This window comes from Elioraea sp. Yellowstone (genome assembly GCF_006704265.1).
Taxonomy (GTDB): domain Bacteria; phylum Pseudomonadota; class Alphaproteobacteria; order Acetobacterales; family Acetobacteraceae; genus Elioraea.
The window spans coordinates 1-15928 of the sequence record NZ_VIKA01000039.1; the positions used below are offsets into that span (position 1 = coordinate 1).

Below are 15928 nucleotides of genomic sequence, written 5' to 3' on the forward strand. Positions count from 1 at the left end.
CAGCACGGACGTGCGCCGGTCGCACCACGCCGGACAGGGGCCGAGCCGGAGCGCGAGCGCGGCCGAGGCTTCGGCCGCCCCACCCAGCACCACCGCAAGCAGCGCCGCCGCCATGGCCCGGCCCTCCGGCCAAGCATAGGGCACGCCGGCAGCCATCAGCGCGCCGGCGAGATTGGCCGGGATCACGGTCGCCGGACGCGCCGGATCGGGGGGGCCGGCGATCTCCAGCGCCGTGATCGCGGCCGCGGCGGCGCGGGCGAGGGCACCCGCGGCGACGCTCTGGTCGGGTTCGACGAAGGCCGCGAGATCGAGAACCCAGGCGCGCTCGCGCCCGCGCGGACCGTGCCAGAGCGGTTCGGCCGGCAGGCCACGCCGCAGCGCCGCCTGGTGGCGCAGCGCATCGGCCCAGAGTCCTGCTTCCGCCCGTCCCGGCAGGGCGCCGCGCGCAAGCCCCGCCCGCATCCAGTCGCGCAGGAGCGGCTCAATCGCGGCGGCAAGCGAGGGGGCGGGGGACAGCGCAGCGAAGGCCGCTGCCGCGTCGTCGTCATAGGCCGGCGGCAGATGCACCACCCGCCCCGTCCGGCTGTCGTGACCGACCCGGCGAGGAAGTGCCGCGTAGGCGTCCCAGGATTCGCTCATGAGACTCCGGGCCGTCGCCCCAGGGGTTGCGACGATAGACCCGCGCGGGCGCGAGGGAAAGCGCATCTTGCGGTTCGCCGCGATCGGACCCACCAGATACAGCGGCGCGGTTCGGCTGGACGGCGCCGGCCGCGCATGCGAAAAACCCGCGCCCTGACGGCGAGGAACCATCCGCGGCCATGACGATCGGCACCCGCCTGTTCACGCGCTGGCGCGGCCGCAAGGTCGGCACCGACCGGTTCGGCAACACCTACTACGAGGAGCGCCGCGCGCGCCCCGGCATGCGCCAGCGCCGCTGGGTGATCTATGCGCACGAGGCGGAGGCCTCCGAGGTGCCGCCGGAGTGGCATGCCTGGCTGCACTACACGACCGATGCGCCTCTGCCCGAGGAGAAGCGCTTCCCCTGGCAGCAGGAGCACCAGCCCAACCTGACGGGAACCCCGGCCGCATACCGTCCGCCCGGCCACGAGCTCGAGGGCGGCCGCCGTGCCCGCGCCACCGGCGACTATGAGGCCTGGACCCCGGAGATGGACGCGACCCCGCCGCGATGAGCCGCAGGAGCATCGCCGAGATCCTCGCGGGCGCGGTGGTGCTGGCCGTCGCCGCGGTGTTCCTGTTCTACGCCGTGACGCATTCCGGCCGCACCCTCACCCAGGGCTATGCGCTCACCGCGCGCTTCGACCGCATCGACGGCTTGGCGCCGGGCGCGGATGTGCGCGTCTCGGGCGTGAAGGTCGGCAGCGTGGTCGACCAGCGCATCGATCCCGAGACCTACCTCGCCGTGGTGACCATGCGGATCGACCCGGGGATCCGCCTGCCGACCGACACCTCGGCCGAGATCACCTCCGAGAGCCTGCTCGGCGGACGCTACGTCGCGCTGGTGCCGGGCGGGTCGGAGCGGATGCTGGCGGATGGCGGCACGATCGAGGCCACCCAGTCGGCGATCAGCCTGGAGGCCCTGCTCGGGCGGTTCATCTTCTCGGTGACCGATCTCGTCTCGGCGGTGGGCAAGGAAGCGGAGCGCCAGCCGTCCGCGCCGGCCCGTCCGGGGAACTGAGGCCATGGGCGCGGCCCCGCCGGCGCGCTGGCCGCAGCCGGACGGCTCGCCGGTCTCCTGTCGCGAGAAGGTGAAGGTGCTGGAGGAGAACTGGCAGGAGCTCGCCCAGGTGCTGCGCGACGCCTACGAGGATGCCGTGCTGATGGGGGTCGATCCGCGCGCGATGAAGAGGCTTCTCGCCGAGCTGGTGGAGGGGCTCACGCCACCGGGCCAGGGAGACCGATGAGGAAGGCCGCGCTCGCCCTCGCGCTGCTCGCCGCCCCGGCCGTCGCGCAGCCGCAGGCGGCGGGCTGGATCGCCGGCCGGGTCGCCGAGCTGCAGGCCCTCGACAAGGTGACGGCGCGCATCTCCACCATCGAGGCGAAGGTGGGCGAGACCGTGCGCTTCGGCACGCTGGAGATCCACGTGGCCGCCTGCCATCACCGCCCGCCCGACGAGCAGCCCGACGCCGCCGCCTGGCTGACCGTGAAGGACACCCGGCTGAACGGCCAGCGCGTCTTCGCCGGCTGGATGTTCGCCGCGAGCCCGGCGCTGAACATGCTCGAGCACGCGGTCTATGACCTGCGCGTGCTCGCGTGCCGTTAGGGCGGCGCGCAGACGGCTGAACTCGGCCGTCTGCGGGACGATGGCCACGGGCACGGGCTGGCGTGGTTTGCGACGGGCCCGAACCGGCCCGGGGGACGCGCCCCGCGACGGGACGCTTCGGCGTCAGAACCGCTCGACCCAGGGTCTGAGCTCGATCTCCCAGGCCCAGGCGCTGCGGTCCTGGTCCAGGAGGCCGAGATAGGCCTGCGCGATCGCCGCCGGATCGAGCAGGCTGTCGGGCGCCCCGGCGGGCTCCGTCCGGCGTGCGGAGCGGATGCCGCCGTCGATCACCACGTGTCCGACATGGATGCCCTGCGGCTGCAGTTCGCGCGCGAGGCTCTGGGCAAGGCCACGCAGGGCGAACTTGCCCATCGCGAAGGGCGCGGACTGCGCATAGCCCTTCACGCTGGCGGATGCGCCGGTGAACAGGATCGCGCCCTTGCCTGCGCGCAGCATCCGCCGCGCCGCTTCCTGCGCGACCAGGAAGCCGCCGAAGGCGCAGACCGCGAGGGTGCGCTCGACCTCGGCAGGATCGAGGCCGACGAACGGTCCGCGCACGCGATGGCTCGCATTGTAGATCACGACCTCCGGCGGCCCGCCGAGGGCGTCGTCCATCGTCGCGAACAGCGCCGTCACATCCGCGCGCGAGGTCGCATCGCAGCGCTGCGTCACCGCGCCGGTCTCGGCGGCGAGAGGGCCGAGCTTCTGCACCGAGCGCGCCGCCAGCCCCACCTTCATGCCCGCGCGCGCAAGCAGCCGCGCAAGCGCGGCGCTCAGCCCCTCGCCCGCACCGACGATCAGCGCGCGTTCGTAGCGGTCCCGCATCGGCCCGTCCCTCCTCGTCCGCCCGAGCCTGGCACGCGACGGCGGGCGCGGCCAGGCGGCGGCCCTGCGCGAGCGGTGACGCGGCCGCCGCACTGCCCCTATAGTCGCCCCGCGTGACCGCCGAACCCGTCCCCGCGCCGCTGCACGCTCCTGCCAGCGCCCGCTCCGCCCCGGCGCGGCCGGCCGGCCGGCCCGATCGGCTGGAGCGCGGCGCACCCCATCCGCTCGGTGCGCACTGGGACGGGCTCGGCGTGAACATCGCCGTCTTCTCCGCCCATGCCGAGCGGATCGAACTCTGCCTGTTCGATGCCGAGGGTCGGCATGAACTCGCTCGCCTCGACCTGCCCGAGTGCACCGACGAGATCTGGCACGGCTACCTGCCGGGTGCGGGGCCAGGCATGGTCTACGGGCTGCGTGCGCACGGGCCGTTCGATCCGGCGGCCGGACACCGGTTCAATCCGCACAAGCTGCTGCTGGATCCCTATGCGCGCCAACTGCGCGGTGAACTCCGCTGGTCCGACGCGCTCGCCGGCGCGGCCCCGCGCGGCGGGCGCGAGCGCGGTCCCGACCGTCGCGACAGCGCGCACTGCGTGCCCAAATGCGTGGTGACGCATGACGACTTCGTCTGGGGCGACGACCATCCGCCGCGCGTGCCCTGGGAGCGCACGGTGATCTACGAGGCGCATGTCCGCGGGTTGACGATGCGCCACCCGGCGGTACCCGAGCACCAGCGCGGCACCTTCGCGGGCCTCGCGCATCCGGCGGTGATCGAGCATCTGCTGCGGCTCGGCATCACGACGGTCGAACTGATGCCGGTGCAGGCGATCCTGCATGACCGCGTGCTGTTCGATCGCGGCCTCGTGAACTACTGGGGCTACCAGACCCTCGGCTTCTTCGCGCCCGAGCGGCGCTACCTGAGCGCGCCCGAGTCGCGCGACGAGATCCGCGCCGCGATCCGCCGCCTGCATCAGGCCGGCATCGAGGTGATCCTCGACGTCGTCTACAACCATACCGGCGAGGGCGACGAGACCGGGCCGACGCTCTGCTGGCGCGGGCTCGACAACGCCTCCTACTACCGGATCGAGGCGGAGGATCGCCGCCGCTACGTCAACCACTCCGGCACCGGCAACACGCTCGATCTCGCCCATCCGCGCGTGCTGCAGATGGTGACGGACAGCCTGCGCCACTGGGTGACGTCCTATCACGTCGACGGGTTCCGCTTCGATCTGGCATCGATCCTCGGCCGCGAGGGATCAGGCTTCGATCCGGGCGCCGGCCTGCTCGATGCGATCCGCCAGGACCCCGTGCTCGCCCAGGTGAAGCTGATCGCCGAGCCCTGGGATCTCGGCCCCGAGGGCTACCAGCTCGGCCGCTTCCCGCCCGGATTCGCCGAGTGGAACGACCGCTTCCGCGACACCGTGCGCCGCTTCTGGGCCGGCGACGCGGAGGCGCGGCCCGAACTCGCCGCGCGCCTCACCGCCTCCGCCGAGCTCTTCGACCGCCACCGCCGCCGTCCCTGGGCGAGCGTGAACTACGTCACCGCGCATGACGGCTTCACGCTGCATGACCTCACCGCCTATGCGCGCAAGCACAACGAGGCGAACGGCGAGGGCAATCGCGACGGCAGCGACCACAACCTGAGCCGCAACTGGGGCGTGGAGGGCGAGACCGACGACCCGGCCATCAACGCGACGCGCGAGGCCGTCGGCCGCGCGATGATCGCCACACTGCTCGCCTCCGCCGGCACGCCGATGCTGCTCGCCGGCGACGAGCTGCGCCGCACGCAGAAGGGCAACAACAACGCCTACTGCCAGGACAACCCGCTGAGCTGGATCGACTGGACCCGCGCCGAGGAGCCGGCACCGCGACGGATGCGCGACTTCGTCGCGCGTTGCGTCGCCTTGCGCGCAAGGCTCGCGCCGCTGCGCCCGACCCGCTTCCTGCACGGCACCGAGGAGCCGTGGCCGGGGCTCTCCGACATCGCCTGGTTCGACGCGGAGGGACGGCCGAAGACGCCGCAGGCCTGGGCGCAGCCCGGACACACGCTGGTCCTGCGCCGGATCTGGCCCGAGGCCGGCACGGTGCAGGCGACGCTCCTGCTCCTGAACGCGGATGCGGTGGCGCATCGCTTCACCCTGCCCGATCCGCCGCTCGACTGGCGGCGGGTGCTCGACACCGCGCTGCCCGATGCGCCCGAGGAGCAGGTTTCGGGGCGAGAGATCGAGGTCGCCGCCCATGCCGCGGTCCTGCTCGCCTGCACGCTCGGCGACAAGCGGCCGTGACGGACGCGTCGCTGCACGCGCTCGCCCACGAGGCCGGGCTGGTCGTCACTTGGCGTGACAACGATGGCCGCAGCAACACGGTCGGCGCCGAGACGCTGCGCGCGGTGCTCGGCGCGATGGGGTTCCCCGCCGCCAGCGAGGCGGCGATCGCCGAGTCGCGCGCCGAGCTCGCGCGGCACGCACGCACGCTGCCTCCCGTCCTGACGCTGACCGTCGGTCCCGAGGGCACGGCCGTGCCCGGCGCCGCGGTGGGCGATCCATGGCGCCTCGAACTCGAGGACGGCTCGATCCGCGAGGGCCGCCTGGTGGCGGGCTGGAGCGGCGAGGCCCGGCTGCCGGCGCTGGACGCGCCGGGCTGGCACCGTCTGGAACTCGGCCACGGCGAGGTGCGGCTCGCCGCCGCACCGGCGCGCTGCGTCGGCCTGCGCGAGGGATGGCGCGGCTGGGGACTGGCCGCCCAGCTCTACGCGCTGCGCAAGCCGGGCGATCGCGGCGTGGGCGACCACGGCGCGCTCGCCGCCCTCGGCGAGGCGGCGGCACGGCACGGCGCGGACTGCATCGCGGTCAGCCCGCAGCACGCGCTGTTCGCGGCAGACCCGCATCGCTTCGGCCCCTACGCGCCCTCCTCGCGGCTGTTCCTCAATCCGCTCTACGCCGATCCGGGGCTCGTCTTCGCCGACGCCGAGCCGAGTCCGGGCGATGACGGCGCGCTGGTCGACTGGCCGGCGGTCTCGGCGCTGAGCCTCGCCATCTTCCGCGCGCTCCATGCCCGCCACCGCGATGATCCGCGCTTCGCGGCCTTCCGCGCGCGCGCAGGCCGGCCCCTCGAGGATCACGCGCGCTTCGAGGCCCTGCACGCGTGGCACATCGCGAAGGAGCCGACGTGCTGCGACTGGCGGTGCTGGCGGCCGGAGCTGCGCGATCCTCGCAGCCGCGCGGTCGAGGCCTTCGCGCACGCGCAGGCGGAGGAGGTCGGGTTCCATGCCTTCCTCCAGTTCCTCGCCGATGCGAGCCTGGCCGAGACGCAGCGCCGGCTGCGCGCGGCCGGCATGGCGATCGGCCTGATCTCGGATCTCGCGGTCGGCGCCGATCCTGCCGGCAGCCAGGCGTGGTCGGCGCCCGGGCAGATCCTGACGGGCGTGTCGGTCGGGGCGCCGCCGGACGGGTTCTCGCCACGCGGACAGGACTGGGGCCTCACCGCCTTCTCGCCGACCGCGCTCAGGCAGACGGGTTTCGCGGGCTTCCTCGGCGTCCTGCGTGCGGCACTCAGGCATGCGGGCGGGGTGCGCATCGACCATGTCATGGGGCTGGCGCGGCTCTGGCTGATCCCACCCGGTGCCGCGCCGCACGAGGGCGTCTATGTGCGCTATCCGCTCGACGACCTGCTGCGCCTGATCGCGCTCGAGTCCTGGCGCCACGGCGCGGTCGTGATCGGCGAGGATCTCGGCACGGTGCCTGAGGGCTTGCGCGAACGGCTGGAGGCTGCCGGCATCCTCGGCATGCGCGTGCTCTGGTTCGAGCGCGACGCCGAGGGCGGCTTCCTCGCGCCGGTGCACTGGACGCGCCAGGCCGTGGCGATGACCACGACGCACGACCTGCCGACCGTGACGGGCTGGTGGGCCGGCCGCGACATCGACTGGCGCCGGCGGCTCGGCCTGTTCCCGGATCCGGCCGCAGCCGAACGGGCGCAGCAGGAGCGCGCGCGCGATCGCATCGCGCTGTGGCAGGCGATGTGCCGATCCGGCGCGGCGGCGGGAGCGGCGCCCGAGCCGGATGACCCGCCGCTCGATGCCGCGCTGCGCCATGTCGGCGCCGCCGCCTCCGCGCTCGCCCTGCTGCCGCTCGAGGACGCCTGCGCGCTCGCCGAACAGCCGAACCTGCCCGGCACGGTGGAGGGCCATCCGAACTGGCGCCGGCGCCTGCCCGGAGAGGCGGCCGGCCTGCTGGACGACGCCGGCACGCGCGCGCGGCTCGCCGCATTCGCCACGACACGGCAGGCGCGCGAGCGGTGCTGATGCACCGCGTGACGCCGACGCCGCCCGCGTCGCCGCTTCACGTGCGGCGGCGCTTCTGGCAGCCTTGCGTCCGGTGCCGCGAGGCAGTACCGGAACTTGCAACGGGAGAGAGTATACGGCGTGACCCTCGAGACGGAAGCGCGGAGTGGCGCGCGCCGCGATCCTGCCATCCTGCGCGACGCGATCATCCGCAAGCTCACCTACGATGTCGGGCGCAGCCAGAACGCGGCATCCGACCGCGAGTGGTTCATCGCGACCGCGCGCGCCGTGCGCGATCTGATCGTCGATCGCTGGATGGCGACGACCCGGTCCGCCTACGAGACTGGAGCGAAGCAGGTCTACTATCTCTCGCTCGAGTTCCTGATCGGCCGGCTGCTGCGCGACAACATCGACAATCTCGGGCTGACCGAGCAGGTGAACGATGCGCTTGCCCCGCTCGGCGTCACGCTCGAACGCATCCGCATGGTTGAGCACGACGCCGCCCTGGGCAATGGCGGCCTCGGCCGGCTCGCCGCGTGCTTCATGGAGAGCATGGCGAGCCTCGGCGTGCCTGCCTTCGGCTACGGGATACGGTACGATCACGGTCTGTTCCGCCAGGTCATCGTCGACGGCTGGCAGCACGAGTATCCCGAGGACTGGCTCGCCTACGGCAACCCCTGGGAGTTCGCCAAGCCCGAGATCTGCCCCGAGATCAGCTTCGGCGGCTGGGTGGAGGGGGCGGTCGCCGACGAGCCCTGCGTCTGGCGGCCGGACGAGCAGGTCCATGCGGTCGCCTACGACACGCCGGTGGTCGGCTGGCGCGGACGCAGCATGACGACGCTGCGGCTCTGGTCGGCGCGCGCCCCCGACCCCCTCAAGCTCGAGGCCTTCAACCGCGGCGACCATGTCGGCGCGCTGGCCGACCGCGTGCGCCTGGAGTCGATCAGCAAGGTGCTCTACCCGGGCGACGAGACCCCGTCCGGCCAGGAGCTCAGGCTGCGCCAGCAGTACTTCTTCACCTCCGCCGCGCTGCAGGACCTCGTGCGCCGGCACCTGCGCGTCTACGGCGACCTCGCCTCGCTGCCCGACCGCGTGGCGATCCAGCTGAACGACACCCATCCCGCGATCGCGGTCGCCGAGCTGATGCGGATCTGCGTCGACCTCCACCAGCTCCCCTGGGACGAGGCGTGGCGCATCACCCGCGGATCGTTCGGCTACACCAACCACACCCTCATGCCCGAGGCGCTGGAGAGCTGGCCGGTGGCGCTGATGGAACGGCTCCTGCCGCGCCACATGCAGATCATCTACGTGATCAACGCGCGCCATCTCGATGATGTGCGCGCCCGCTTCCCGGGCGACGACGCGCTGGCCGCCTCGGTCAGCCTGATCCACGAGAACGCCGAGCGTCGGGTGCGCATGGGCCATCTCGCCTTCCTCGGCTCGCACCGGGTGAACGGCGTCTCGGCGCTGCACACCGACCTGCTGCGCCGCACCGTGTTCCACGACCTCGACCGCGTCGCCCCGGGGCGGATCGTCGGCATCACCAACGGCATCACCTTCCGACGCTGGCTGCATCAGGCGAACCGGCGGCTCTGCACGCTGATCGAGGCCGCGATCGGGCCCCGCTTCCGCGACGATCCGCAGGCGCTCGAGGAGCTCGTCCCGCTCGCCGAGGATGCGGGCTTCCGCGGCGACTTCGCCCTCGTCAAGCGCCTGAACAAGCAGGCGCTCGCCGAGGCGATCCGCGGCGAGCTCGGCATCGCCGTCGATCCGACGGCGATGATGGACGTGCAGATCAAGCGCATCCACGAGTACAAGCGCCAGCTCCTCAACCTGCTCGAGACGATCGCGCTGGCGGAGGCGATCCGCGCCGACCCCGCGGCCGGCTGGGCGCCGCGCGTGAAGGTGTTCGCCGGCAAGGCGGCCGCGAGCTACCACCGCGCCAAGCTGATCATCAAGCTCGCGCACGACGTGGGCGCGGCGGTGAACGGCGACCCCGCGCTCGGCGGACTGCTCAAGGTCGTGTTCCTGCCGAACTACAACGTCTCGGCGGCCGAGCTGATCGTGCCGGCGGCCGACCTCTCCGAGCAGATCTCGACCGCCGGCATGGAGGCCTCGGGCACCGGCAACATGAAGCTCGCCCTCAACGGCGCGCTGACGATCGGCACGCGCGACGGCGCGACCGTGGAGATCGCCGAGCGCGTGCCCAAGGAGACCATGTTCCTGTTCGGCCTCTCGGCCGAGGAGGTCGCCGAGCGGCGCGCGCGCGGCGTCGGCGGCTGGCCCGCGATCGCCGCCTCGCCGCGCCTTGCCGCCGTGCTCGAGGCGCTGGAGCAGGGCGCCTACTCGCCGGACGACCCCGGCCGCTATCGCGACCTGGTCGCCTCGCTGCGCGGGCCCGACCCGTTCATGGTGGCGGCCGACTTCGAGGCCTACTGGGCCGCCCAGCGCCGCGCGGACCGGCTGTGGCAGGACCGGTCGGCCTGGATCCGCGCGGCGGTGCTCAACACCGCCAACATGGCCTGGTTCTCGGCCGACCGGACCATCGCCGAGTACGCGGCGGAGGTCTGGAACATCCCCGTGCATCGCCGTCCGCTCGTCCAGGCGGCGGAGGCGGCGGCGGCGCAGGAGGGAAGGCGCGGCGGCTGACGCGGGGCTGGCGCTCCGTCCGCCTTCCCTGGCAGGATCGGACCGCCCAGGGGAACGCCTCATGACCGCAGACGGCCGCGTCTTGCTCCCGGCCTCGCTCGCACGCACCGCCATGGCCTTCGTGCTCGCGGGCGGACGCGGCTCGCGGCTGATGGAGCTGACCGACCGGCGCGCCAAGCCGGCCGTGTTCTTCGCCGGCAAGTCGCGCATCATCGACTTCGCGCTCTCCAACGCGATCAACTCCGGCATCCGGCGCATCGCGGTCGCGACCCAGTACAAGGCGCACAGCCTGATCCGTCATCTCCAGCGCGGCTGGAACTTCCTCCGCCCCGAGCGCAACGAGAGCTTCGACATCCTGCCGGCGAGCCAGCGCGTCTCCGAGACGATGTGGTATCGCGGCACGGCGGATGCCGTGTTCCAGAACATCGACATCATCGAGGACCACGCGCCGCGCCACATCGTCGTGCTGGCGGGCGACCATGTCTACAAGATGGACTACGAGGTGATGCTGCAGCAGCACGTGGAGATGAAGGCCGACGTGACGGTCGCCTGCATCGCCGTGCCGCGCGCGGAGGCGTCCGGCTTCGGGGTGATGCATGTGGACGAGGCCGGGGTGATCGTCGATTTCGTCGAGAAGCCCGCCGATCCGCCGGCGATCCCGGGCCAGCCCGACCGCGCGCTCGCCTCGATGGGGATCTACGTCTTCGACACGCCCTTCCTGATCGCGGAACTGCGCCGCGATGCGGCCGACCCGGCCTCGACGCACGATTTCGGCCGCGACATCATCCCCCACCTCGTGCGCTCCGGCCGCGCGGTCGCGCACCGCTTCGAGCGGTCCTGCGTCCGCTCCTCGGCCGAGGCGGCGCCGTACTGGCGCGATGTCGGCACGGTGGATGCCTACTGGGCGGCGAACATCGACCTCACCGACGTGGTGCCGGAACTCGACCTCTTCGACCAGGACTGGCCGATCTGGACCTATGCCGAGGTGGTGCCGCCAGCGAAGTTCGTCCACGACGAGAGCGGCCGGCGGGGCGAGGCCGTCTCCTCGCTGGTCTCCGGCGGCTGCATCATCTCGGGCGCGGCCGTGCATCGCTCGCTGCTGTTCACCGGCGTGCACGTGCACTCCTATGCGCGGCTGAGCGGGGCGGTGCTGCTGCCGCAGGTGGATGTCGGCCGCGGCGCGCGGTTGACCGATGTCGTCGTCGACCGCGGCGTGCGCATCCCGCCCGGACTGGTGGTGGGGGAGGACCCGGCCGCGGATGCGGCGCGGTTCCGCCGCACCGAGCGCGGCATCTGCCTGATCACGGCGCCGATGATCGAGCGGCTGGGCTGACGCGGCCGCGATGCGCGTGCTCGCCGTCGCCTCCGAGGCGGTGCCGTTCGTCAAGACCGGCGGGCTTGCGGATGTGGTGGGGGCGCTGCCGGCCGCCCTCGCGCGCGAGGGTGTGGCCGTGACCACGCTGCTGCCGGGCTACCCGGCGGTGCTGGACGCGCTCGCCGGCGCCGAGGAGGTGGCGCGCTTCGCCGATCTGCCCGGAGGGCCGGCGCGGCTGCTGCGCGGACAGGCCGGCGGACTCGCCGTCGCCGCGCTCGATGCGCCCGCGCTGTTCGACCGCCCCGGCAACCCCTATCTCGGACCGGACGGGGCCGACTGGCCCGACAACGGCATCCGTTTCGCCGCGCTCGGCGCGGCGGCGGCGCGACTCGCGGCCGAGGGCGGCTTCGCGGCGCTGCACGCGCATGACTGGCAGGCGGGGCTCGCCGGAGCCTATCTGCGCCACGCGGGCAACCGGCTGCCGGTGCTGTTCACGCTGCACAACCTCGCCTTCCAGGGGCATTTCCCGGCCGCCCTGTTCCCCCATCTCGGCCTGCCCGACGCGGCCTTCGCGCTCGCCGGCGTCGAGTTCCACGGCGGTGTCGGCTTCCTCAAGGCGGGGCTCTGGTATGCGGACGCGATCACCACCGTCTCGCCGACCTACGCGGCCGAGATCACCACGCCCGAGGGCGGCATGGGGCTCGACGGGCTGCTCGCCGGCCGTGCCGGGGTGCTGCACGGCATCCTGAACGGGATCGACACGACTGCGTGGGACCCGGCGACCGATCGGCACCTGGCCGCGCGCTTCGACGCCGCCGATCCCGCCCCGCGCGCGGCCAACCGCGCGGCGCTCGGCCGCGCCCTCGGCATCGCGGCCGATCCCCCACGCCCGCTGTTCGGCTTCGTCGGCCGGCTCACCTGGCAGAAGGGCGTCGATCTGATCCTCGATGCCCTGCCGGCGCTGCTGGCGACGGGCGGCAGTCTCGCGCTGCTCGGCAGCGGCGAGGCGGGGCTCGAGGCCCGCGCGCGCGCGGCGGCGGCCGCGCATCCCGGCCGCGTCGGTGTCGCGATCGGCTACGACGAGCGGATCGCGCGACTCATCTACGCCGGCGCCGATGGCGTGCTCGTGCCCTCGCGCTTCGAGCCCTGCGGCCTCGCCCAGCTCTGCGCGCTGCGCTACGGCGCGGTGCCGGTCGTCGCGCGGCTCGGCGGCCTCGCCGACACCGTCGTCGATGCCAATCCGATGGCGCTGCAGGCGGGCTGGGGCACCGGGCTGCAGTTCAGCCCGCCGACCGCCGGGATGCTCGCCGCCGCGCTGCGTCGCGCCGCCGCGCTGTTCGCTGATGCCGGGACGTGGCGGCGGCTCCAGCGCAACGCGATGGCGACCGACGTGTCCTGGACGCGGTCGGCCGCGCAGTATGCGGCGCTGCTCTCCGCCCTCGCGCGCGGTTGAGCCGCATCGCTACTCCGCCGGCGCCTCGCCGGGCGCGGACCTGCGCGCGAACCATCCCCTGATGCGCTCCCGCCACCCCTGGAAGACCACGTAGAGCATCGGGATGACGAAGATGCCGAGGGCAGAGGCGGCGATCATCCCGGCGAACACGCCGATCGAGACGTTCTGGCGCGCGATCTCCGCCGCGCCCGAGGCGGTGACCAGCGGCACCAGGCCGAGGATGAAGGCGAAGGAGGTCATCATCACGGGGCGGAAGCGGAGCCGCGCGCCCTCCGTCGCCGCCTCCCGCAGCGCCACGCCCCTCTCGCGCTGCTCCCTGGCGAACTCGACGATCAGGATGCCGTTCTTCGCGGCCAGCGCGATCAGCACGACGATGCCGATCTGCGCGTAGAGGTCGAGCGGCGCCTGGACGACGGCGATGCCGAGGAAGGCGCCGAGGAGAGCGATCGAGACCGAGAGCAGGACCGGTACCGGAATGGTCCAGCTCTCGTACAGCGCCACCAGGAACAGGTAGGCGAACAGCAGGGCCATGGCGAGGATCGCCGCGGTCTGGCCCTGCGCGCGCTTCTCCTGGAACGAGATGTCCGACCACTCGAAGCCGTAGCCCGGCGGCAGGGTGCGGTTCGCGACCTGCTCCATCAGGCTCAGCGCCCGGCCGGACGAGACCCCCGGCGCCGCCGCGCCCAGGATCTGCGCCGCGCGGACGTTGTTGTAGCGCGCGATGCTCTGTGGCCCCTCGTCGATGCGGATCTCGGCGAGGCTGCGCATCGGTACCATCTCCCCCTGCGCGTTGCGGACATGGATGCGCAGGATGTCCTCGACGGTCCTGCGGTCGTCCGCCTCCGCCTGCAGGGTGACCTGCCAGGTGCGGCCGAACAGGTTGAAGTCGTTCACATAGGCGCCGCCCAGGATCGCCTGCAGCGTGCGGAAAATCTCGGCGACCGGCACCCCGAGGATCTGCGCCTTGTCGCGATCCAGCTCCAGCCGGATCGACGGGCTCGCGGCGCTGAAGGTGGAGAACACCCGGCTCAGCCCCTCCTGCTGGTTGGCCGCCACCAGCAGGCCGCGCGCGACCTGGGCGAGCTCTTTCGGATCGCGGCCCTCGAGATCCTGCAGCATGAGGGTGAAGCCGCCGCCGCTGCCCAGGCCCACGATCGGCGGCACGTTCAGCGGCACCGCCACGCCGTCGCGAACGGCGGCGAAGGCCTGCGCCATGCGCGCGAGTGCCGGCTGCACGCCGAGCGCCGGATCGGTGCGCTGATCGAACGGCTTCAGCAGGCCGATGATGAAGGCGGCATTGGACTGGGCGGCACCGTCGAGGAAGTTGAAGCCGACGATGGTGGAGACGTTCTCCACCGCCGCATCGGCGGCGACGATGCGCTCGATCTCCGCAGCCACCGCCAGCGTGCGCGGCACGGAGGCGGCGTCGGGAAGCTGGATCTGGACGAAGAACGCGCCCTGGTCCTCCTCCGGCAGGAAGCCCGCGGGCGTGACCCGGGCGAGGCCGACCACCCCGGCCATGCAGGCGGCGACGATCGCGACCGACAGCGCCGAGACCCGCACCAGCCGCCGCACCACCGCGCCATAGCCATGCGCCGCCGCATCGATCGCGCGCATGAGGGCGCCGATCGGGCCGCGGCGCGGCCCAGTCGCCGGCCGGAGCAGGACGGCGGAGAGTGCCGGCGAGAGTGTCAGCGCGTTGATCGCGGACAGCACCATCGCCACCGAGATCGTCACGGCGAACTGGCGGAACAGCTCGCCGGTGATGCCGGGGATGAAGGCGACCGGCACGAAGACCGAGAGCAGCACCAGGGTGATCGCGATGATCGGCGCGGTGATCTCCGCCATCGCCTTCTTCACCGCGTCGGCCGGGGAGAGATGCGGCTCCTCGTGCATCACCCGCTCGACGTTCTCCACCACAACGATCGCGTCGTCGACGACGATGCCGATCGCCAGCACCATCGCGAGCAGGCTGACCGTGTTCGCCGAGTAGCCGAGCATCAGCAGCACGACGAAGGTGCCGATCAGGCTGACCGGCACGGCGATGGTCGGGATCAGGGTGGCGCGCAGGTTGCCGAGGAAGAGGAACACGACCAGCACGACCAGCACGAAGGCCTCGATCAGGGTCTTCTGCACCTCGTGGATGGTCTCGCTGACGAAGGTGGTCGCGTCGTAGACGACCGTCCATTCCATGCCCTCGGGGAAGCGGCCGGCGAGGTCGGCCATCGCCGCCTGCGCCGCCCGCGCGGTCGCGACCGCGTTCGCGCCGGGGGACTGGTAGACCGCGAAGAGCTGCCCGTCCCTGCCGTTGAAGCGGGTGCGCACGTCGGCGAGCCGCAGCACAGACCCGTCCGGGTTGGCGCGGATCACGATCGCGCTGAACTCCTCCGCCGTGACGAGCCGCCCCCGGGTGGTGATGGTGAGCTGGAGCTGCTGGTCGTCGCTGATCGGCTCGGCGCCGATCCGCCCCACCGGGGCCTGCACGTTCTGCGCCCGGATCGCCGCGATCAGGTCGGCCGGCGTCAGTCCGAGCTGGACGAGCCGGTCGTTCCGCACCCACACGCGCATCGCGTAGTCGAGGGGGCCGAACAGCGCCACCTCGCCCACGCCCGGGATGCGCTTGATCGTATCGAGCACGTTGATGGTGAGGTAGTTGGAGAGGAACAGCCCGTCGTGGCGCCCGTCCGGCGCGTGCACCGCGATCACGGTCAGCATCGCCGACGACTTCTTCTTCACCGTCACCCCCTGCTGCTGCACCTCGGCGGGCAGCGAGGAGAGCGCGACCTGGACGCGGTTGTTGACGTTGACGGTATTGATGTCCGGGTCGGTGCCGAGCTCGAAGCTGACGGTCAGCGTGTAGGAGCCGTCATTGCCCGAGAGGCTGCGCATGTAGATCATCCGGTCGACGCCGACGACCTGGCTCTCGATCACCTGGCCGACGGTCTCCTCGACCACCGCCGCGCTCGCGCCGGGATAGCGCGCGGTCACGCTCACCTGCGGCGGCACGATGTCGGGATACTGGGCGACCGGGATGCGCGCGAGCGCCATCAGCCCGGCGATCGTGGTGACGATGGCGATGACGACAGCGAGCCGCGGCCGGTCGACGAAGACGGCGGAGATCATCGGCCC

The 15928-nt window shown here is 72.7% G+C and carries 11 protein-coding genes and 1 pseudogene; 9 read left to right on the plus strand and 3 right to left on the minus strand.

Annotated features, from left to right (window positions below; all coding sequences use genetic code 11):
* Positions 1-639 (minus strand): annotated as a pseudogene (locus tag FK498_RS07880) (hypothetical protein); the annotation flags it as partial.
* Between the two features lie 179 nt (positions 640-818).
* Between FK498_RS07880 and FK498_RS07885 the strand changes: the two are divergent.
* Genes FK498_RS07885 through FK498_RS07900 form a run of 4 tightly spaced genes read left to right on the plus strand, consistent with a single transcriptional unit; the run spans position 819 to position 2281 of the window.
* Complete coding sequence (locus tag FK498_RS07885) at positions 819-1190, plus strand: NADH:ubiquinone oxidoreductase subunit NDUFA12 (RefSeq protein WP_141853309.1); 372 nt, start codon at positions 819-821, stop codon at positions 1188-1190.
* On the plus strand, positions 1187-1696 hold the full coding sequence (gene mlaD / locus FK498_RS07890) for an outer membrane lipid asymmetry maintenance protein MlaD (RefSeq protein WP_141853311.1): 510 nt from the start codon (positions 1187-1189) through the stop codon (positions 1694-1696). Before FK498_RS07885 ends, mlaD begins: the two co-directional genes overlap by 4 nt.
* A 4-nt stretch (positions 1697-1700) precedes the next feature.
* On the plus strand, positions 1701-1922 hold the full coding sequence (locus tag FK498_RS07895; protein ID WP_141853313.1) for a hypothetical protein: 222 nt from the start codon (positions 1701-1703) through the stop codon (positions 1920-1922).
* Complete coding sequence (locus FK498_RS07900; protein ID WP_141853315.1) at positions 1919-2281, plus strand: DUF2155 domain-containing protein; 363 nt, start codon at positions 1919-1921, stop codon at positions 2279-2281. The genes FK498_RS07895 and FK498_RS07900 overlap by 4 nt, the downstream gene beginning before the upstream one ends.
* 123 nt (positions 2282-2404) lie before the next feature.
* Here FK498_RS07900 and FK498_RS07905 read toward each other — a convergent pair whose 3' ends face one another.
* Positions 2405-3106 (minus strand): SDR family NAD(P)-dependent oxidoreductase, encoded by a 702-nt coding sequence (locus FK498_RS07905; RefSeq protein ID WP_141853317.1) that lies wholly within the window; start codon positions 3104-3106, stop codon positions 2405-2407.
* 140 nt (positions 3107-3246) lie between these two features.
* Between FK498_RS07905 and glgX the strand changes: the two genes are divergently transcribed.
* From glgX to glgA, 5 genes are all read left to right on the plus strand, one after another.
* Positions 3247-5388 carry a glycogen debranching protein GlgX gene (gene glgX / locus FK498_RS07910; RefSeq protein WP_370510885.1) on the plus strand — a complete coding sequence of 714 codons (2142 nt, stop codon included), beginning with the start codon at positions 3247-3249 and terminating at the stop codon, positions 5386-5388.
* On the plus strand, positions 5385-7403 hold the full coding sequence (malQ, locus tag FK498_RS07915) for a 4-alpha-glucanotransferase (protein ID WP_141853321.1): 2019 nt from the start codon (positions 5385-5387) through the stop codon (positions 7401-7403). Before glgX ends, malQ begins: the two co-directional genes overlap by 4 nt.
* Before the next feature lie 120 nt (positions 7404-7523).
* On the plus strand, positions 7524-10031 hold the full coding sequence (locus tag FK498_RS07920) for a glycogen/starch/alpha-glucan phosphorylase (RefSeq protein WP_141853323.1): 2508 nt from the start codon (positions 7524-7526) through the stop codon (positions 10029-10031).
* A 61-nt stretch (positions 10032-10092) separates the two neighbouring features.
* The gene (gene glgC / locus FK498_RS07925) at positions 10093-11364 is read left to right on the plus strand and encodes a glucose-1-phosphate adenylyltransferase (protein ID WP_141853326.1); all 1272 of its coding nucleotides are present in this window, start codon (positions 10093-10095) and stop codon (positions 11362-11364) included.
* Positions 11365-11374: 10 nt separating this feature from the next.
* Positions 11375-12799 carry a glycogen synthase GlgA gene (gene glgA / locus FK498_RS07930; protein WP_141853328.1) on the plus strand — a complete coding sequence of 475 codons (1425 nt, stop codon included), beginning with the start codon at positions 11375-11377 and terminating at the stop codon, positions 12797-12799.
* A gap of 9 nt (positions 12800-12808) precedes the next feature.
* Here glgA and FK498_RS07935 read toward each other — a convergent pair whose 3' ends face one another.
* Complete coding sequence (locus FK498_RS07935; protein ID WP_141853330.1) at positions 12809-15922, minus strand: efflux RND transporter permease subunit; 3114 nt, start codon at positions 15920-15922, stop codon at positions 12809-12811.
* Positions 15923-15928 lie beyond the last annotated feature (6 nt).

What these genes read in the sequence shown, in the direction of transcription:
- mlaD (WP_141853311.1), top strand. Translation starts at nt 1,187, where the DNA reads ATGAGCCGCAGGAGCATCGCCGAGATCCTCGCGGGCGCGGTGGTGCTG.
- FK498_RS07900 (WP_141853315.1), top strand. Translation starts at nt 1,919, where the DNA reads ATGAGGAAGGCCGCGCTCGCCCTCGCGCTGCTCGCCGCCCCGGCCGTC.
- FK498_RS07885 (WP_141853309.1), top strand. Translation starts at nt 819, where the DNA reads ATGACGATCGGCACCCGCCTGTTCACGCGCTGGCGCGGCCGCAAGGTC.
- glgC (WP_141853326.1), top strand. Translation starts at nt 10,093, where the DNA reads ATGACCGCAGACGGCCGCGTCTTGCTCCCGGCCTCGCTCGCACGCACC.
- glgA (WP_141853328.1), top strand. Translation starts at nt 11,375, where the DNA reads ATGCGCGTGCTCGCCGTCGCCTCCGAGGCGGTGCCGTTCGTCAAGACC.
- FK498_RS07905 (WP_141853317.1), bottom strand. Translation starts at nt 3,106, where the DNA reads ATGCGGGACCGCTACGAACGCGCGCTGATCGTCGGTGCGGGCGAGGGG.
- FK498_RS07895 (WP_141853313.1), top strand. Translation starts at nt 1,701, where the DNA reads ATGGGCGCGGCCCCGCCGGCGCGCTGGCCGCAGCCGGACGGCTCGCCG.
- FK498_RS07935 (WP_141853330.1), bottom strand. Translation starts at nt 15,922, where the DNA reads ATGATCTCCGCCGTCTTCGTCGACCGGCCGCGGCTCGCTGTCGTCATC.